The organism is Erythrobacter sp. BLCC-B19, from assembly GCF_028621955.1.
In the GTDB taxonomy this organism is placed as follows: domain Bacteria; phylum Pseudomonadota; class Alphaproteobacteria; order Sphingomonadales; family Sphingomonadaceae; genus Erythrobacter.
This window is the reverse complement of record NZ_CP117516.1, coordinates 3,466,741-3,485,118: the sequence shown is the minus strand read 5'-3', so window position 1 is coordinate 3,485,118 and position 18,378 is coordinate 3,466,741. Positions and strand designations below refer to the sequence as shown.

Annotated in this window: 18 protein-coding genes; 9 read left to right on the top strand and 9 right to left on the bottom strand. The window is 66.4% G+C overall.

All coding sequences use genetic code 11. The features are described 5' to 3' along the window. The first annotated feature begins 21 nt into the window (after nucleotides 1-21). Nucleotides 22-1,350 (top strand): tRNA (N6-isopentenyl adenosine(37)-C2)-methylthiotransferase MiaB, encoded by a 1,329-nt coding sequence (gene miaB, locus PS060_RS16370; RefSeq protein WP_273984571.1) that lies wholly within the window; start codon nucleotides 22-24, stop codon nucleotides 1,348-1,350. Here miaB and PS060_RS16365 read toward each other — a convergent pair. Next, nucleotides 1,347-2,228: a hypothetical protein gene (locus PS060_RS16365; protein ID WP_273984570.1), complete on the bottom strand. Its 882-nt coding sequence runs from the start codon at nucleotides 2,226-2,228 to the stop codon at nucleotides 1,347-1,349. The two genes, miaB and PS060_RS16365, sit on opposite strands and share 4 nt — an antisense overlap. A gap of 45 nt (nucleotides 2,229-2,273) precedes the next feature. Further along, nucleotides 2,274-3,149 (bottom strand): hypothetical protein, encoded by an 876-nt coding sequence (locus PS060_RS16360; protein WP_273984569.1) that lies wholly within the window; start codon nucleotides 3,147-3,149, stop codon nucleotides 2,274-2,276. 266 nt (nucleotides 3,150-3,415) lie between these two features. Between PS060_RS16360 and PS060_RS16355 the strand changes: the two genes are divergently transcribed. The 4 genes from PS060_RS16355 (at nucleotide 3,416) to PS060_RS16340 (ending at nucleotide 6,927) form a co-directional block, all read left to right on the top strand. Then, nucleotides 3,416-4,462, top strand: a complete 1,047-nt coding sequence (locus PS060_RS16355; protein WP_273984568.1) for a PhoH family protein — start codon at nucleotides 3,416-3,418, stop codon at nucleotides 4,460-4,462. 51 nt (nucleotides 4,463-4,513) lie between these two features. Beyond that, nucleotides 4,514-4,996: an rRNA maturation RNase YbeY gene (gene ybeY, locus PS060_RS16350; protein ID WP_273984567.1), complete on the top strand. Its 483-nt coding sequence runs from the start codon at nucleotides 4,514-4,516 to the stop codon at nucleotides 4,994-4,996. Between the two features lie 83 nt (nucleotides 4,997-5,079). Then, the gene (locus PS060_RS16345) at nucleotides 5,080-5,949 is read left to right on the top strand and encodes a hemolysin family protein (RefSeq protein ID WP_273984566.1); all 870 of its coding nucleotides are present in this window, start codon (nucleotides 5,080-5,082) and stop codon (nucleotides 5,947-5,949) included. Nucleotides 5,950-6,042: 93 nt separating this feature from the next. After that, complete coding sequence (locus tag PS060_RS16340) at nucleotides 6,043-6,927, top strand: LysR substrate-binding domain-containing protein (RefSeq protein WP_273984565.1); 885 nt, start codon at nucleotides 6,043-6,045, stop codon at nucleotides 6,925-6,927. 3 nt (nucleotides 6,928-6,930) lie between these two features. Here the strand turns inward: PS060_RS16340 and PS060_RS16335 are convergent, their stop codons facing one another. From PS060_RS16335 to PS060_RS16305, 7 genes are all read right to left on the bottom strand, one after another. Beyond that, complete coding sequence (locus PS060_RS16335; protein WP_273984564.1) at nucleotides 6,931-7,791, bottom strand: lysophospholipid acyltransferase family protein; 861 nt, start codon at nucleotides 7,789-7,791, stop codon at nucleotides 6,931-6,933. A gap of 9 nt (nucleotides 7,792-7,800) precedes the next feature. Further along, nucleotides 7,801-8,223: a Fur family transcriptional regulator gene (locus PS060_RS16330; protein ID WP_069311290.1), complete on the bottom strand. Its 423-nt coding sequence runs from the start codon at nucleotides 8,221-8,223 to the stop codon at nucleotides 7,801-7,803. 170 nt (nucleotides 8,224-8,393) lie between these two features. After that, on the bottom strand, nucleotides 8,394-8,843 hold the full coding sequence (locus tag PS060_RS16325) for a MucR family transcriptional regulator (RefSeq protein WP_273984563.1): 450 nt from the start codon (nucleotides 8,841-8,843) through the stop codon (nucleotides 8,394-8,396). Between the two features lie 115 nt (nucleotides 8,844-8,958). After that, nucleotides 8,959-9,435 carry a GNAT family N-acetyltransferase gene (locus PS060_RS16320; protein WP_273984562.1) on the bottom strand — a complete coding sequence of 159 codons (477 nt, stop codon included), beginning with the start codon at nucleotides 9,433-9,435 and terminating at the stop codon, nucleotides 8,959-8,961. After that, the gene (tsaB, locus tag PS060_RS16315; RefSeq protein ID WP_273984561.1) at nucleotides 9,432-10,070 is read right to left on the bottom strand and encodes a tRNA (adenosine(37)-N6)-threonylcarbamoyltransferase complex dimerization subunit type 1 TsaB; all 639 of its coding nucleotides are present in this window, start codon (nucleotides 10,068-10,070) and stop codon (nucleotides 9,432-9,434) included. Before tsaB ends, PS060_RS16320 begins: the two co-directional genes overlap by 4 nt. Before the next feature lie 59 nt (nucleotides 10,071-10,129). After that, nucleotides 10,130-10,738, bottom strand: a complete 609-nt coding sequence (locus PS060_RS16310) for a malonic semialdehyde reductase (protein ID WP_273984560.1) — start codon at nucleotides 10,736-10,738, stop codon at nucleotides 10,130-10,132. After that, on the bottom strand, nucleotides 10,735-11,316 hold the full coding sequence (locus tag PS060_RS16305) for a NifU family protein (protein ID WP_273984559.1): 582 nt from the start codon (nucleotides 11,314-11,316) through the stop codon (nucleotides 10,735-10,737). Before PS060_RS16305 ends, PS060_RS16310 begins: the two co-directional genes overlap by 4 nt. A gap of 110 nt (nucleotides 11,317-11,426) precedes the next feature. Here PS060_RS16305 and PS060_RS16300 point away from each other — a divergent pair, with 110 nt between their 5' ends. The 4 genes from PS060_RS16300 to egtD all read left to right on the top strand — a co-directional run bounded on the left by PS060_RS16300 (nucleotide 11,427) and on the right by egtD (nucleotide 18,364). Continuing rightward, entirely contained in the window at nucleotides 11,427-14,453 is a 3,027-nt protein-coding gene (locus tag PS060_RS16300; protein ID WP_273984558.1) for a M16 family metallopeptidase, read from the top strand. Between the two features lie 137 nt (nucleotides 14,454-14,590). Continuing rightward, complete coding sequence (locus PS060_RS16295) at nucleotides 14,591-15,973, top strand: class II 3-deoxy-7-phosphoheptulonate synthase (RefSeq protein WP_273986960.1); 1,383 nt, start codon at nucleotides 14,591-14,593, stop codon at nucleotides 15,971-15,973. 128 nt (nucleotides 15,974-16,101) lie between these two features. Next, complete coding sequence (egtB, locus tag PS060_RS16290; RefSeq protein ID WP_443112390.1) at nucleotides 16,102-17,376, top strand: ergothioneine biosynthesis protein EgtB; 1,275 nt, start codon at nucleotides 16,102-16,104, stop codon at nucleotides 17,374-17,376. A 1-nt stretch (nucleotide 17,377) separates the two neighbouring features. Further along, the gene (gene egtD, locus PS060_RS16285; protein WP_273984557.1) at nucleotides 17,378-18,364 is read left to right on the top strand and encodes an L-histidine N(alpha)-methyltransferase; all 987 of its coding nucleotides are present in this window, start codon (nucleotides 17,378-17,380) and stop codon (nucleotides 18,362-18,364) included. Nucleotides 18,365-18,378 lie beyond the last annotated feature (14 nt).

Here is an 18,378-nt window from a genome sequence, read left to right as displayed (position 1 = left end):
GCGCTACAGCGCGGCCCGATCATGAAACCCTCTACGCCCCCCCAGACCTACCGCGTCAAGAGCTTCGGCTGCCAGATGAACGTCTATGATGGCGAGCGCATGGGCGAGCTGCTCAGCGAGCGCGGCATCACCCCTGCGGCGGAAGGCGAGGAGGCCGATCTCGTCATCCTCAACACCTGCCACATCCGCGAAAAGGCCGCCGAGAAGGTCTATTCGGACATCGGCCGTCTGGTGAAGGCGGGCGAGGAGGCGGGGAAGAAGCCGCTGATCGCCGTCGCAGGCTGCGTCGCGCAGGCCGAGGGCGAGGAGATCATGGCGCGCGCGCCTGCTGTCTCCATCGTGGTCGGCCCGCAGGCCTATCACCGCCTGCCCGAGATGCTCGACAAGGCGGCGAACGGCGAGCGCGCAACCGATACCGATATGCCGGCCATCGCCAAGTTCGACGCGCTCCCCGCGCGCCAGAAGCGGGGCCCGAGCGCGTTCCTCACCGTGCAGGAAGGCTGCGACAAGTTCTGCACCTATTGCGTGGTGCCCTATACCCGCGGCGCGGAAATCTCGCGGCCCTTCGCGCACCTTGTGGCCGAGGCGCACAAGCTGGTCGAGGCGGGCGCGAAGGAGATCACGCTGCTGGGCCAGAACGTCAACGCCTGGGCGGGCGAGGACGACAAGGGCCGCCGCGTGGGGCTGGGCGGGCTGATCCGGGTGCTGGCGGGGATCGATGGCCTCGCGCGCATCCGCTACACCACCAGCCACCCCAACGACATGGACGACGATCTGATCGCCGCGCATGGCGAGGTCGCCAAGCTGATGCCCTATCTGCACTTGCCCGTGCAGGCCGGGAGCGACCGCATCCTCAAGGCCATGAACCGCCAGCATACGGCGGAAAGCTACCTCATGCTGATCGAGCGCTTCCGCGCTGTGCGCCCCGATATTGCGCTGTCGGGCGACTTCATCGTCGGCTTCCCGGGCGAGACCGAGGCCGAATTCGAAGATACGCTGAGCATCGTCGATGAAGTCCGCTACGCCGCGTGCTTCAGCTTCAAGTATTCGCCGCGCCCGGGCACCCCTGCCGCGACGATGGACGGGCAGATTGCCCCTGAGGTCATGGACGAGCGCCTCCAGCGCTTGCAGCAGCGCATCGGCCACCACCAGCTTGCCTTCAATCAGGCGAGCGTCGGCAAGCGCTGCGAAGTGCTGGTCGAGCGCACCGGGCGGCACCCCGGCCAGTGGCTCGGCAAGTCGCCCTGGCTCCAGAGCGTGCATTTCGGGGGCGATTACGCCATCGGCGATCTGGTCGAGGTGGAACTGGCTGAGGCGGGGCCGAATTCGCTGAAGGGGCTGGTGCTCTAGTCCTCGTCGTCATCGCGCGCGCTATCCAGCACCGCCGCGCGCAGCACTTCGCTGGCGAATGATCCGGCCGGCATACGATAGAGCGCCTTCAGATACGCCCGATCAAAGCGGGTCAGGGTCTGCGGCGCGTTCTGCGGTGAAACGAACAGCGTCATGATCGTGCGCGGCGCACCGGCCTCGGCGACATCGACTTCGCCCGTCGGGGCGAGCAGGCGCAGGCTGGCATAGTCGGCGATCTGGATCGGGGTCAGCCCCGCCACGGCGGCCTTGTCGACCACCACCAGCGCGGCCAGCATATCCTCGCGAATGTCGCGCTTCAGTCGCCCGGCGCTCCAGATCTTGTTCTGCGGCCCGATTATGCCGCCCGATCCGAAGGCTTCCGGACTATTCACGATCGGCTCGCCCGTGTTCGATGCCTGCCGGCTCGACTGGAACACATAGACCGGGTCGCGCGCGCCCAGCGCCGCGTCAATCTCGCGCGGGCTGAGGCCGGCGAACAGCCGCCGCCCGCTCGCTCTGACGTCGCGCAGCTGGGCCTGCGCATCGTCGGACAGCGCAAGCAGGGCATTGGCCCTGCAGCCCTTGCCGCGCACCGGCACCCTTGCGGCTCTGGCGTTTTCGATGATCCGCTCGGCGATTTCCTGCCCCAGCGCGGTGTCGGACGCGGCGACCATCAGGCACAGCGGACTCTCGAAACGCGCCAGCGGACGGCGCGGGCGAGGGTTCCCGGCGATGTCGCGCGCAAGATCGGTGAGCGCCTGCTCGGTCTGTGGCCTTTCGCCCTCGACGATGATCGGATCGCTTGGCGCGGCAGGGGGCGGCGCGGTCTGGGCGGCCGCTCCGGCGAGCGCGGCAGCAAGAGCAATCCAAGGCGTCACCTGTATGTCCTTGTTGCCCCGGCCGCGTGGTGGCGACGTTCCGGCCTAACCGTCGCCATCGTCCGTATCCGTGCTGGCACTGTCCACCACCGCCGCGCGCAGGACTTCGCGGGCGAAGGCGCCGGGGGGCATACGGTAGAGCGCCTTGAGGTAGGCGCGGTCAAAGCGGGTCATCTGCTGCGGCGCGCTGGCAGGCGCGGCAAACAGGGTCATGATCGTGCGCGGCGCATCTGCCCCGGCCTCGGCGACATCGACTTCGCCCGTGGGGGCGAGCAGGCGCAGGGTGGCATAGTCGGCGATCTGCACTGGGGTGAGCCCTGCGACGGCGGCATTGTCGACCACCACCAGCGCCGCGAGCAAATCCTCGCGCGTCAGGCGGCTGAGGCGGCCCATGGCGGTGATATAATTGGTCGGCTGATCATCGGGCATGACCTTGGTCATCGCCTGCCCGTTTGCGGCCGTCGTCTCGCTCGCCTGGAACACATAGACCGGATCGCGCGCGCCGAGCGCCGCGTCGAGCTCGCGCGGGCTGAGGCCGGAGAAGATGCGCTTGCCGCTCTTGCGGATATCCAGCAGCTGCGCATGGGCATCGTCCGACAGAGCGAGCAGCGCGTTCGGCTTGCACCTGCCCCCGCGCACCGGCACCTCGGCGCGGCGGGCATTGTCGATAATCCGTTCGGCCACTTCCTTGCCCAGCGCCGTATCGGCAGCGGCGACCATCAGGCACAGCGGGCGCTCGAACCGCGCAAGCGGGCGATCGGCGCGGGGCTGACCGGCGATGTCGCGGGCAAGATCGGTGAGCGCTTTTTCGTCCTGCGGCCTTTCACCTTCAACGATGATCGGCGGAGGGTCGGCCTCCTGCGCGGCGAGCGGTGCAGCAGCGAAAGTGGCGAGCCAGAGCCATGCCGCGCCGGTGTTCACAGCCCAGACGCGCTCCGGCAGGTGACAGCAGCGGTGGGGGCGTGCTTCACGGATTGTGGCTCCTTCACAAGAAAGATCAACACTTTGCGTCTGAACGGATGATGAATTCCAGTTCCTGCACATAGGCCGGCGCCCATGCGGTTTGCGGCGTTTGCGTGACTATCCACCGCGATTGCGCCGCGCCCTGCTTGCTATCCGTGCCGCCCCGCTTAGGCTCGCGACTCAAGGGCCGAGGGATCGTCCTTCTGCCGCAGACAAAGGACCTTATGGGCCGACGACCCTCCCGTGCCGGGCACCCGGCGCTCTCGCCTGATCCACGCGGCATTCCGGCACCCCGGCGCGCGCGCATCGATCTGACCTTCGAGAACCAGTCGCTTCTCGGCCCCCTGTTCGGTCAATTCGATGCCAATCTGGTGCAGGTCGAAAACAGGCTCGGGGTCTATATCCACGCGCGCGGGCATCAGGTGGTGATCGAAGGGCCGGAGGACGATGTCGCCCGGGCGCGCGAGACCCTCAAGACCATGTATGACCGGCTGGCGCGCGGCGAGGCGCTGGATGCGGGCGCGATCGAATCGCTGATTGCGATGTCGGCCGAACCGACGCTGGAAGGCATCATCTCGGGCGACGACGGCGCGCCGCCGATCATGATCCGCACGAGGAAGAAGACCATCGTGCCCCGGTCTGCGACGCAGATCGAATATATGCGCAGCCTCGCGAAGGACGACATCATCTTCGCTCTCGGCCCGGCGGGGACGGGGAAGACCTATATCGCGGTCGCGCAGGCGGTCAGCCAGCTGATCACCGGCTCCGTCCAGCGCCTGATCCTCTCGCGCCCGGCGGTCGAGGCGGGGGAGAAGCTGGGCTTTCTGCCGGGCGACATGAAGGAGAAGGTCGATCCCTATCTGCGGCCGCTCTATGACGCGCTGAACGACTGTATGCCCCCCGAACAGGTCGAGCGGCGGCTGGCCAATGGCGAGATCGAGATCGCGCCCATCGCCTTCATGCGCGGGCGCACGCTGGCCGACAGCTTCATCATCTTGGACGAAGCGCAGAATACCACGCGCGAGCAGATGAAGATGTTCCTCACCCGCTTCGGCCAGAACAGCCGCATGGTGATCTGCGGCGACCCGCGCCAGGTCGACATCCCCGGCGGCCCGCGCATGAGCGGCCTCAACGATGCGGTCGAACGGCTCGAGGGGGTCGAGGGCTTCGGCACGATCCGCTTCACCGCCGCCGACGTAGTGCGCCACCCGATCGTCGGGCGGATCGTCGAGGCCTATGAGGGCAAGGACGAAGGCGACGGGTCGGGGTAGTGCGGGAAGGCCGGTTCCTTGGATGAAGGAACCGCGCTAAGGGCGCTTCCCATGCAGCTGGATATCGACATCGAGGATTGGCCCGCAGGCGACTGGGAAGCGCTCGCTACCCGCGCCGCGCAGGCTGCGGGCGAGGGGGAGCCGCTGCTCGCCCATCCGCGCCTTGTCGCCAGCGTGCTGTTCACCTCGGACGCCGAAGTCCACACCCTCAACCGCGAATGGCGCGAGCGGGACAAGCCGACCAACGTGCTCAGCTTCCCGATGCTGGAGCGTGAGGAACTCGAAGCACTGGGCGCCGAAGGCCGGCCCGAAATGCTCGGCGACATCGCGCTCGCCCACGAAACCTGCGCGCGCGAGGCGGCGGAGAAGGGCATCAGCCTCGAAGCCCACGCCGCGCACCTCATCGTCCACGGCCTGCTCCACCTTGCGGGGCACGACCATGTCGATTCCGACGAACAGGCCGAGGCGATGGAGGCGCTGGAAACCCGCATACTTGCCAAACTGGGCATCGCTGACCCATATGGCGACCGTTAGCAACAGGAGCCACTCGCAAGGCCATGGCCGATTCCCATTCGTCTGCACCCCAATCGGGAGACGCGGACAGTAGCAGCGGGCTGATGTCCGCGCTTCGCAAGATGCTCGGGCTCGAAGGCGCGCGCTCCCTGCGCGAACAGCTCGAAGAAGCGATCGACGAGCACGAGGACGAGAACGGCGCCGAGGCGGGTGACGAACGGGCCGGGCCGGGGGGTGACCTGTCGCGGGTGGAGCGGCAGATGCTGCGCAACCTGCTGCACTTCTCCGAACATGACGCCGACGATGTCGCCGTGCCGCGCGGCGAGATCATCGCGGTCGAGGCCGGGATCAGCTGGGAAGCGCTGGTCGCCGCCTTCTCCGAGCACGGCCATTCGCGTATGCCGGTCTATCGCGACACGCTCGATAGCGTGATCGGGATGATCCACATCAAGGATATCTTCCCCTTCCTCGCCAACGGCACCCCGCCGCCCGAGGACTGGACGGTGCTGATGCGCCAACCGCTCTATGTGCCGCAGGCGCGCGGCGCGCTCGACGTGCTGGCCGATATGCGCACCCAGCGCGTCCACCTTGCCATCGTGCTCGATGAATTCTCAGGGACAGACGGCCTCATCACCATCGAGGATCTGGTCGAGGAAATCGTCGGCGAGATCGAGGACGAGCATGACGAGACCCCGCAGGAGCTGATCAGCCCCATCGGCGAAGGGATGTGGGATGTCGACGCGCGCGCCGAGCTTGACGACATCGCCGAGAAGATCGACCCGCGCCTTGCCGAAGTCGCCGAGAGCGTCGACACCCTGGGCGGCCTCGCCTTCGTGCTGGCCGAGGCGGTGCCGCCAGTGGGCACCGTGTTGGAACATCCCAGCGGCTGGCGCATTGAGGTGACAGCGGGCGATGAAACCCACGTCACCCGCCTGCGTCTGCACCCCCCGGTGACCGAGGAAGAGGTGCAATAGTCGCAACTTTTCGCAGATATTCGATTTTTTTCTTCGATTTTTTGCATCCTTTGGGCTTCCCACGCGTATCTGCTCTCACTTAAGGAGAGAGATATGCCTGCACGTCGCCTGCCCCCCCTTCGCGCTCTGGAAGCCTTCATGCGAACCGTGCGCCTTGGCTCGGCCCGCGCAGCGGCGGAGGAGATCGGCCTTTCCCCCTCGGCACTGTCGCGGCGGATCAGCAATCTGGAAGAATTCGTCGGCAAGAAGCTGTTCACCCGCGCCCGCCAGTCGATGCAGCTGACCGACGAGGGCCAGGCCTTCTACGAGGCGGTGAACCCGCACATGGAGGCGCTCACCCGCGCGGTGGAGAGCCAGTCGGACAATATCGCCCTGCTGCGTCTGCGCCTTGGCGTGCTGCCGATGTTTGGCAGCCAGCGGCTGTTTCCGCGGCTGGGCGAGCTGCGCAAGCGCCACCCGCTGCTGCACATCGACATCGACACCGCCCCGCATCTGGAAGACCGGGTGGGCGACACGCTCGACGCGGCGATTATCCTCTCGCGCGGGCCGGCGAGCGGGCTGCACGCGGTGCGGCTCGACCACAACCTTGTCCACGCGATCTGCTCGAAGGAAACCGCGCGCGCCATCGGCCCCGACATCACGCCCGAGGTGATGGCCAAGCAGACCTTCCTGATCCACAACGAACTGCCCGAGAGCTTTGTCGCGTGGAAGAAATCGAACGGCCTTGAGCAGATGGATCCTGCCGCGATCGACCATTACGATTCGGGCGCGCTGATGCTGGAGGCGGCAGCGCAAGGCCTCGGCATTGCGATCATGCACGACGATCACCTGCGCCGCGCGAACGACAACCGGCTGATCAACCTGCCGGGCAAGCCGGTGGAGAGCCCCTATTCCTACTGGTTCGTGTGCAAGCCCGTGGCGCTGGAAAGCCGCCCGGTGCGGATCTTCCACGACTGGCTGGTGCGCGCGGGACTGTAAGGCTTACTCGGCCGCTTCGTTCTTTGGCTCATAACGCACCGGGGCGACCGAATAGGCGAACGGGCGCAGCGGTTTGCCGAGGATTTCGAGCAGCGCTTCCTCGATCCGGCGGCGCGCCTCCTGACCGATTGCCTTGCGGCCGCGGAAGTCCTCGGGGGAGAAGGGCTCGAGATAGTGCAGCACCACACGGAAGGTGCCCTTGCGCGCCAGCACCCGCTTGGCGTTGTTGACCCCGCTCTCGTTCCCGATCCAGCCGATCCATTCGGCGACGGGGCCGTATTCGAGGATAACGGGCTGCACCAGCACGCCGGGCGGGGGCGGTTCGAGCACCGAGAGCATCGAGGTCTTGAACGGCAGCAGCGATTGCCCGTCGGTTGTCGTGCCTTCGGGGAAGACGGTCACCGACCAGTTGTCGGCCAGCGCATCCTTGAGCGCATTGATCTGCTCGGCCACGCCCATGCGGTTCTCGCGCTTGACGAAGACCGTGCGGTTGAGGCTCGCCAGCCAGCCGACCACCGGGGCTTCGGCAAGTTCTGCCTTGGCCACGAAAGCCGTCCCGCTTGCTCCCGCCAGCGCGAGGATATCGACCCATGACAGATGGTTGGCGACGAAGAACACGTCGCGCTTCAGGTGGGTGCCGCGCACCTCGACCTTGGCCCCGCAGACCCGCGCGGCATAGCGCAGGAACAGCATCGGGAAGGGCGAGCCATAGGCGAACACCCGGTAGAGATAATGCAGCGGAACGAAGACGATGAGCAGCCCGATCAGGCCCAGCGCGCGCATCCCCAGACGCAGCCAGCCGCCCGCAGTGAGCGGCGTGCTCTCCCCCCGCGCCGCCGCCTCGCGCAGTTCCGCTTCAGTCATTGCGCGCCATTAGTCATTGCGGGAAAGCCGGACGCCGTAGAGCTCCATGCGGTGATCGACCAGGCGGTAACCCAGACGCTCGGCGATCTGGCGCTGGAGGGCTTCGACCTCGGGATCGACGAATTCGACGACCTTGCCGGTCTCGACATCGATCAGGTGATCGTGGTGCGCCTCGGGCACGGGTTCATAGCGCGAGCGCCCGTCGCCGAAATCGTGGCGATCAAGGATGCCGGCTTCCTCGAACAGGCGCACCGTGCGGTAGACCGTGGCAATCGAAATGCGCGGATCGACCGCGGCGGCGCGGCTGTGGAGCAGCTCGACATCGGGATGGTCGTCGCTCTCCGACAAGACCTTGGCGATCACCCGGCGCTGTTCGGTGATGCGCAGGCCTTTTTCGGCGCATAATTGTTCGAGATCGATCTTCTGGGTCAAGGAACGCTCCATCGCAACCGCCCCGCATCGTGCTGGATGCGGGCTGCCCAAACAGCAAAGCAGCCCCATCCCATAGAGGGACGAGGCTGCTTGCTCAAGCTGATGTGCCGCCCTCTCAACAGGGCAGCCACGATGTGACCCGCGGTGCGACCCGCCGGGCGGGCGTGACCTCAGGCGGTCTTCTTGGTCCGGCGCGTCTTGGTGACGGTGGTGCCGGGCTTGCGACCGAGGCCGATCTTCTTGGCGAGATCGCGGCGCTTTTCAGCGTAGTTGGGCGCGACCATCGGATAATCGGCCGGAAGACCCCAGCGCGCGCGGTATTCTTCGGGGCTCATGTCGTAATTGGTGCGAAGATAGCGCTTGAGCATTTTCAGCTTCTTGCCGTCTTCAAGGCACACGATGTAATCGGGCTTCACCGAATTGCGGATCGCAACGGCAGGCTGCGGCTTGGCTTCTTCGACGACCGGCGTTTCGCCAAGATTGGCAAGTGCGGCATAGACGTTGGTAATGAGGCCGGGCAGATCAGCCACTGCGACATCATTGTTGCTGACGTGCGCGGCGACAATGTCGCTCGTCAGTGTGATAAGCGTTTCTTTCATATTGATATCCAGATCTTTCATGAGTTCCTCGCTGGAGTCTTATAGGCGCTCCTGATCTTGCGCCATGACGCAATCAAGCAATCTTGGCAACTGGGTTGCTTTGCTTACCCCCGCGATTGCGATGAAGCGTTCGAGGCTAGATTGATCGTCCGAAAGTAATCGCGTCGATACGTTCGCCATTGGCCATGCGGTAATAGTTGCGCCGCTCACCAATCGGTTCGAAACCGAATTTGCGATACAACTGGATAGCCGGATTGCCGCGCCGCATTTCGAGGAAAATCCGGGTGATGCCGCGCCCGTGGGCGGCGGCGAAGAGATGTTCGATCAGCGCCGCGCCCACACCCCGCCGCCGCGCGCCGGGGACGACCGCGATCAGCAGCAGTTCCTCCTCGTCGAGCACATGGCGGCTGAGGACGAAGCCGGCCGGCGCGGGGGCAGCCTCGGCGCTGTCGGGGATCAGCAAGCCGGCAGCGTCCGCCACCAGCGCATGGGTGCTCGGCATGGCGAGCGCGTCGGCGACCTGACGGCGGTTCCACGCCTCGCCATAGGCCGGGTCGAAGGCCGCCTCCATCACGGCCATGATCCGGTCGACGGTGGCGGGAGAAACGCTCATGGCAGCGGGCGATTGATCGGTTTGGCCATCGGCGTTGCATCGGCCCCGCGGCCATAGATCGGCGCAAGGTCGCCCGACAGCAGCGCCGGGTTGAGCAGGGGCACGGCGGCAGCATCGGGCAGCAGATCGAGCGTCACCATGCCTGCGCCGCCCAATTCGAGCAATTCGCGCGCCCGGTTGCCGGCGGCGAGCGGATAGCGAATGTCGCCCCGCGCGGCTGCCGGTGTCTGTGACAGGACATTGGTTTCGGGCAGGCCGTCTGCGGTGAAATCCTGCACGAACCATTCGCCATGCCCACCATTGATGCAGACGGTCAGCGGCTTGCCCGGATGTTCGGCCTGCGCCTGCGCGGCGATCAGGGCGAGGGTGGGGTAGCCCAGCACCTCGGCGCCCCAGGCAAAGCCGAGCGCGCGGGCCGTCGCCAGCCCGATCCGCACGCCCGTAAAGCTGCCCGGGCCAAGGCCGACAAGGATGCGGCCCGCACGGCCCTTGTCTGGCAGAGCGGCGATCATCGGCACCAGCGCTTCGGCATGGCCGCGCCCCATCACGCGGTGGTCGCGCGCGACCAGCGTCCCACCCTCGAAAAGGGCGATGGAGCACGCCTCGGAGGCGGTTTCGATCGCGAGCGTCCGCATCGGCCTCGCCCTGCCTTACCATGGCAGCGGGCGCAAGCGGCGATGCGGTTCAGGGCGCCTCAGGCGATGGTGTTGAAGGTCGCGAATTCCGGACGGGGCGAGCGGTCGAAGATGCTCGCCGGATCGCCATAACCGACCGAGCAGATGAAATTCACCCGGTGGCGGGGTTCATCGGCGAAGAAGGCGGCATTGACGGCGTCCTTGTCGAAGCCCGACATCGGCCCGCAATCCAGCCCCAGCGCGCGCGCGGCGAGCATGAGATAGGCGCCTTGCAGCGAGGAATTGCGGAACGCCCCTTCCTCGCGGCCCTGCTCGTCCCCTTCAAACCAGCTCTTGGCGTCGGTATGGGGGAACAGCCAGGGCAGTTCCTCATGGAAATCGATGTCGTAGCCGATCACGGCGGTGACGGGGGCTGACAGCACCTTGGCCTTGTTGCCTTCCATCACGCAGGCAGCAAGCTTCGTCTTGGCCTCAGGCGACTTGACCCAGACAATCCGCACCGGCTGCATGTTGGCCGAGGTTGGGGCCATCTTCATCAGATCCCAGATCGCGTGGAGCTGATCGTCGGAAACCGGCTTGTCGAGCCAGCCATTGTAGCTGCGCGCCTCGTTGAACAGCTGGTCGAGCGCCGCTGCCGAGAGAGCGTGATCGTGGAACTGGACGGTCATGCCGCGCGCACCTCGGTCACTTGCGGCACGTAATGCTTCAGCAGGCCTTCGATGCCGTGCTTGAGGGTCGCAGTGCTCGACGGGCAGCCCGAGCAGGAACCTTGCAGGGTGAGATAGACCACCCCGTCGCGGAAACCGCGATAGGCGATGTCGCCGCCGTCTCCGGCAACAGCCGGGCGCACGCGGGTTTCGAGCAATTCGTTGATCGCCGCGATCACCTCGGCGTCTTCGGGGCGTTCCTCGACCGCCATGTCCTCCTCGGGCGGGGGCACGGCGATGCCGCCTGCGGTGGCGGGGGCGAACAGCGGAGCCTCCGAGACGAAATGGTCGAGCAGGATTGCGATCACCTGCGGCTTCAATGCGCTCCATTCGGCACCCGGCGCGGCGGTGACGGTGACGAAATCGGCACCGAAGAAGACATTCACGACTTCGCCGGTGTCGAAGATCGCCTGCGCCAGCGGGCTGGCCTCGGCCGCCTCGGGCGTGGCGAATTCGCGGGTGCCGGCAGCCATGACGGTCTGGCCGGGCAGGAACTTGAGCGCCGCAGGGTTGGGCGTCGTTTCGGTTTCGATGAACATTCGGCGGATTTAAGAGCGATTCAGTCGGATTTCAAGCGCGCATGGCCGATCATTTCGCCGCCCCATGCATTCACTATCGCTTCAGACTTTGCCGCCTTATAGTCGGCCCCATGACGTTCCCTACCCGCGCCGCGCGCGCGCTCGCCCTTGTTCTTGCTCCGCTGGTGGCCTTGCAGCCGGTGCTCGCCCAGCAGGCCAGCCCGCCGCCCGCCAGCACCACCCAAACGCCCGCGCCGCCCGCCGCCCCGCCCGTGCCGGCGCCCAAGGCGCTGCAATCCGGCAAGACGACCCCGTGGCTGTATGAAGGCTCGGACGTTCCGGTTGATGACAAGTGGGTGTTCGGCAAGATGAAGAACGGCCTGCGCTATGCCGTGCGCCGCAACGGGGTGCCCCCGCGCCAGATCTCGATCCGCGTCCGGGTCGATGCCGGAGCCTTGCACGAGACCGACAGCGAACAGGGCTATGCGCACCTTCTGGAACACCTGCTGTTCCGTGAGAGCAAATATCTCGGGCCCGCCGAGGCGATCTATGCCTGGCAGAGGCTCGGCGCGACCTTCGGCAGCGATACCAATGCCGAAACCAGCCAGACCCATACGGTCTACAAGCTCGACATTCCCAATATCGACGATGCCAAGCTGTCCGAGAGCTTCAAGCTATTGTCGGGCATGATCCGCGCGCCTGTGCTCAACGACACCAATGTCGCCGCCGAACGCCCGATCGTTCTCGCCGAAAAGCGCGAGCGGGGCGGGGCGGACCAGCGCATGAACGATCTGACCCGGCAGACCTTCTTTGCCGGACAGCGCCTTGCCACACGCCAGCCGATCGGCACCGACGCGACCCTCAATGCCGCCAATGGCAAGGCGGTCAAGGCGTTCTACGATCGCTGGTATCGCCCTGAAAACACGGTGATCGTGGTTGCAGGCGATGCCGATCCGATGGTGCTGGCGGGGCTCGTCGAACAGTGGTTCGGGGACTGGAAGGGCACCGGCAAGCCGGGCGTTGCGCCCAAGTTCGGCGATCCGCTGCCGCCCGCCGATGCCGTGACGCCTGCCACCCCCGGCGCGCCGATCGGGCAGGTTGGGGTCGGGGTCGAGCCCGATCTCCAGCGCAGCCTGACCTATGGCGTGATGCGGCCCTGGCGCAAGGTCAACGACACCATCGTCTATAACCAAGGCCTGCTGCTCGATGCTCTGGCGCAGCGGATCATCAACCGCCGCCTTGAAAACCGCGCCCGGGCGGGGGGCAGCTTCCTTTATGCGCAGGTGCAGCAGGACGACATCTCGCGCTCGGTCGATGCGACCTTCGTGACGCTGACGCCGGTGACGCAGGACTGGCAGGCCGCGCTCGCCGATGTGCGCAGCGTGATCGCCGATGCGCTCACCAATCCGCCGACGCAGGAAGAGATCGACCGCGAAGTGGCCGAACTGGATGTCGCCTTTGCCAATGCGGTCGAACAGGAGAGCGTCGAGGCCGGATCGGCGCTGGCCGACACGCTCGTCAACGCAGTCGACATCCGCGAAACCGTCGCCGCGTCCCAGGTGGTGCTCGACGTGTTCCGCAGCATGAAGCCGCGACTGACCCCGGCGGAAATCCTCGCGCGCACCAAGGCGCTGTTTGAAGGAACCGTGACCCGCGCGGTCTATGTCACCCCGGGCGCGGGCGAGGCCGATGTCGCATCGCTGCGCGCAGCGCTGGCGAGCGAGGCCAAGGTCGATGGCAGCGCACGGCTTGCGGCGCAGACCATCGCGTTTGCCGATCTGCCCCCTGTGGGCGAACCCGGCACCATCACCGAACAAAAGCCTCTGGGTGTGCTCGAGATCGAGCAGGTCGACTTTGCCAATGGCGTCAAGGCGCTGGTCTGGGCCAATGATGCCGAGCCGGGCCGTGTCACCGTGCGTGTACGTTTTGGCGCAGGCTGGCGTGCTTTCGACAAGGATAGTGCGGTTTATGCCACGCTGGCGCAGTCTGCGCTGGTGGGATCAGGGATCGGCGAGCTTGGTCAGAACGAGATCGACCGGCTGGCGACGGGCCGCAAGCTCGGCTTCGACTTCGGCATCAATGATGCGGTCTTCACCTTCACTGCGCAGACCCGCTCGGAGGATGTGAACGACCAGCTCTACCTCTTTGCCGCCAAGCTCGGGATGCCGCGCTGGGATGCGGCGCCGGTGCTGCGTGCGAAGGCTGGGGCGGAACTCGCCTACAACTCCTATGCGACCAGCCCCGGCGGGGTGCTGAACCGCGATCTCGAATATCTTCTCACCGGGATGGACGCGCGCTTCGAGACTCCCAATCCGGAGGCGATCAAGGCGGCAACGCCCGAGGGCTTCCGCGCCGTGTGGGAACCGCTCTTGAAGCAGGGGCCGATCGAGGTGCTGGTGTTCGGCGAATTTGATCAGGCCAAGGTGATCGAGCAATTGCGCCTGACCTTCGGCGCGCTGCCCCCGCGTGATCCGATCGCGCCCGAGATCGCCGCGCGCGTCCCCGGCTCTGCCGCGCCGAGCGAGGTGCCCACCGTGGTGCCCCACCGCGGCGACCCCAATCAGGCCGCCGCGATCGTCTCCTGGCCGAGCGGGGGCGGGATTGCTGCCTTGCGTGAAAGCCGCCAGCTCGACATCCTCGTGCAGGTGTTCAACAACCGCCTGCTCGACGCGCTGCGCGAACGGGCCGGGGCGAGCTATTCGCCGCAGGCCTTCTCGAACTGGCCGGCCGACCTCGCCAGCGGCGGGCGGATCACCGCCTTTGCCCAGATGGAGCCCGAATTCGTGCCGGTCTTCTTCGCCGAAGCCGAAAAGATCGGGCGCGATCTGGCCGCGAGCCCACCGACCATGGACGAGCTTGCGCGGGCGACAGAGCCGCTGGCACAGCGCATCAAGCGATCCTCGACCGGCAACAACTTCTGGCTCTTCAACCTCGAAGGGGCAACGCAGGACCCGCGCCGCGTGGCGTTGATACGCACCATTCTGACGGACTCCTCGCAGACCACCCCGCAGGTGATGCAGTTCCTCGCCGAGCGCTATCTCGCCAAGGCTGCGCCCTTCCGGCTGGCAATCATTCCCGAAGGTCAGACCCTCGCCGCAGCGCCGCCTGCCAGCAGCCCGAGTGCAAATGCTGCGCAAATGGCTCCCGCAGGGCGCTGATCGGAAGGGTTGCTGACAGTGGACGGGAAATAAAGTTGTCCTGATCGGCATTGCCGCTTTACAATTCGTGCCCGGCTCCTGTAGCGGGCGCCCCCGCGCCGTGTGACGCGCGCCTGTAGGAAGAAAGACTTGTGACTGTGCCCGAGACCTGGACCCCGGATAGCTGGAAGGCCCACGAAGCGCGCCACCTGCCGCATTACGACGATGCGGCCGAGCTGGCCGAAACGGAAAAGACCCTCTCGTCCTATCCCCCGCTGGTGTTCGCGGGCGAGGCGCGCGCCTTGAAGGCCGATCTGGCGCAGGTCGCGAACGGGCATGGCTTCCTGCTCCAGGGCGGGGACTGCGCCGAGAGCTTTGCCGAATTCCACCCCAACAATATCCGCGACACCTTCCGCGTGCTGCTGCAGATGGCGGTGGTGATGACCTTCGCCTCCAAGCGCCCGGTGGTGAAGGTCGGGCGCATGGCGGGCCAGTTCGCCAAGCCGCGTTCAGCGCCGACCGAGACGATCGACGGCGTGACCCTGCCGAGCTACCTCGGCGACAATATCAACGGGATCGAGTTCGACCCTGTCAGCCGCCGCAATGATCCCGCGCGCATGGTGAAGGCCTATTCGCAGGCCGCCGCCACGCTCAACCTGCTGCGCGCCTTTGCCGGCGGGGGCTATGCCAACCTGCGCCAGGTCCACCAGTGGACGCTCGATTTCATGGGCCGCACGCCGTGGACCGAGAAGTTCAGCGAAATGGCCGACCGGATTGGCGAGGCGCTCGATTTCATGGAAGCTTGCGGCATTGATCCGCAGACCGTGCCGCAATTGAAGGGCACCAGCTTCTACACCAGCCACGAAGCGCTGCTGCTGCCCTACGAACAGGCCTTCACCCGCCGCGATTCGCTGACGGGCGATTGGTATGCGACCAGCGCCCACATGCTGTGGATCGGGGATCGCACCCGCTTCCCCGGCAGCGCGCACATCGAATTCGCGCGCGGGATCGGCAATCCGCTCGGCATGAAGTGCGGGCCGAGCCTTGAGCCTGACGCGCTGCTGCGCCTGCTCGATGATCTGAACCCGAACCGCGAGGCCGGGCGGATCACGCTCATCAGCCGCTTTGGTCACGACAAGGTCGAGGACGGCCTGCCCAAGCTGGTGCGCGCGGTGCAGCGCGAAGGGCACCCGGTGGTGTGGAGCTGCGATCCGATGCACGGCAATGTCGTGAAGTCCGACACCGGCTTCAAGACCCGCCCCTTCGATCGCATCACCCGCGAGGTGAAGGGCTTCTTCGCCGTCCACCGCGCTGAAGGTTCGCACCCCGGCGGCATCCATATCGAGATGACTGGGCAGGACGTGACCGAATGCGTCGGCGGGGCCGTGGCGATCACCGAGGAACGCCTCGGCGACCGTTACCACACCCATTGCGACCCGCGCCTCAACGCCGAGCAATCGCTCGAACTGGCCTTCCTCGTTGCCGAAATGCTCAACGACGCGGCCGGCGAGCGCGCGGCAGAGGTCAGCCACGCGGCTTGATTTCTCGCGTAAATCCCACCGGCGTGCTAGGCTTAGGGCAGTAGCAGAGCGATTGGGCGTCTTCCCTGTGTAACGGACGGCGGGCATCGTGCGAATGTCCGTCCGTGACGGCGGCAAGGAGGGCGCAGGTGCAGCGTAGCGAGTGGCAGACCATCCCGGCGGGCGACGCCAGCCCGCCCGCGCTGGCCGCACATTTCCTGGCGACCCGTGCTCTGTCGGAAGCTCTGGTCGCGCCCCTGTCTGACGCGGATGCGAGCCTCCAGTCGATGGAGGATGCCAGCCCCGCCAAGTGGCATCTGGCGCACACCACATGGTTCTGGGAAACTTTCGTGCTGCGCGAGCACGCGCCGGGTTACGTCTTGCACGACGAACGCTGGCCGTTCCTGTTCAATTCCTATTACGAGGCTGAAGGCGCCCGGATTGCGCGCGCGGCCCGCGGGATGCTGTCGCGTCCGACGCTGGCCGAAGTGCTCGATTGGCGCGCGGCGGTGACGGCGGCGATGGGGCCGCTGCTCGAGGATCCCGTGCTTGCCGATCTGATCGCTCTGGGGATCGCCCATGAAGAACAGCACATCGAACTGCTGCTGACCGACATCAAGCACGCCCTGTTCCAGAACCCCCTCGGCCCGGCGATGTGGGAGGGCGCGCCGATCCCTGCCACGACCGCGGCGGCGGAGCTCGGGTGGCACCATCACCCCGGAGGAATCGCGCGGATCGGACACCAGAGCGCGGGCTTTGCCTTCGACAACGAAGGCCCGGCGCACCGCGTGCTGCTCGAACCCTTCGCGCTCGCCGACCGGCTGGTCACCAATGGCGAATGGGACGCCTTCATCGCCGCCGGTGGCTATCGCGACGCCCGCCTGTGGCTTGCCGACGGCTGGGGCTGGGTGCAACGCGAGGGGATTTCTGCGCCGCTTTACTGGCGCGAGGATCAGCACTTCACCCATCAGGGCTGGCAGCCGCGCGATCCCCACGCGCCTGTCACCCACATCTCGCATTTCGAGGCGGATGCCTTTGCCACCTGGGCGGGGGCGCGGCTTCCGACCGAGTTCGAATGGGAGGCGATCGCGCTCGGGCAGGACGGTGGCTCGCCGCGCCCGGCGCATGATCCGGCCGCAGGAAACCAGCTCGATGCCGCCGCGCCGCCCCTGCCTTGTGGCAGCCCCGGCCTGTTCGGCGATGGGTGGCAGTTCACCCGCTCGGCCTACTTGCCCTATCCCGGCTTCCGCGTGGCCGAGGGTGCGGTGGGCGAATATAACGGCAAGTTCATGAGCGGTCAGGTGGTGCTGCGCGGCGCGAGCTGCGCCACTGTGCGCGGCCATTCGCGTGTGTCCTACCGCAATTTCTTCTACCCCCACCAGCGCTGGCAGTTCACCGGCCTCAGGCTGGCCAAGGATGCCTGAGATGACCAAACCGGCAGGACTGAAACTGGTCGAACGGGACGCGGGCGGGGTCGATCTGGCGTTTCGGGCAGATGTGCTGGCGGGCCTTGCCGAACCGCAAAAGGCGGTGCCGGCGCGCTGGTTCTATGATGATGCAGGCTCGCAGCTGTTCGAGGACATCACGCGCCTGCCCGAATATTACCCGACCCGCGCCGAGACCGAGATCTTGCAGACCCGCGCGGGCGAAATTGCCGGTCTGATCGGGCCGGGCCGGGCGGTGGTGGAGTTCGGCTCAGGCTCATCGGTCAAGACCCCGCTGCTGCTCTCGGCGATCGCGCCCAGCGCCTATGTGCCGCTCGACATCGCGGGGGATTTCCTGCGCGCATCCTCGGCCGCGCTTTCGGATAAATTCCCCGGCCTGCCGGTGCTGCCGGTCGAGGCGGACTTCATGCGCCGGGTCGAGTTGCCGGGCGAGGTCGCGGGCCTGCCCAAGCTCGGGTTCTTCCCCGGATCGACCATCGGCAACATGATCGCCCGCACCGCCACCGATCTGCTGCGCGAGATGCGTGCAACGCTGGGGGAGGGGGCGCTGCTGCTGATCGGCATGGATCTGGTGAAGGATGAGGAGGTGCTGCTGGCCGCCTATGATGACGCGGCAGGGGTGACGGCGCAGTTCAACCGCAATCTGCTTACGCGCATCAACCGCGAGCTTGATGGCGATATTCCGGTCGATGCCTTCGCCCACGAAGCGCGCTGGAACGATCCCTTCGCGCGGATCGAGATGCATCTGGTGGCGCAGTGCGATATGACCTTCACCGTCAGCGGCCAGACCTTCCGCATGGCCGCAGGCGAGAGCATCCACACCGAAAACAGCCACAAATTCACCAAGCGTTCGGGCCAGATGCTGCTGGCGGCGGGCGGGTGGGAGCCGCTGGCGCGCTGGACCGATGCGGCAGGGCAATTTGCGCTGGTGCTGGCAGAATCGCGGCCGCCCCGCTCGGCCCCCTGAAACCGCAGCGCGTC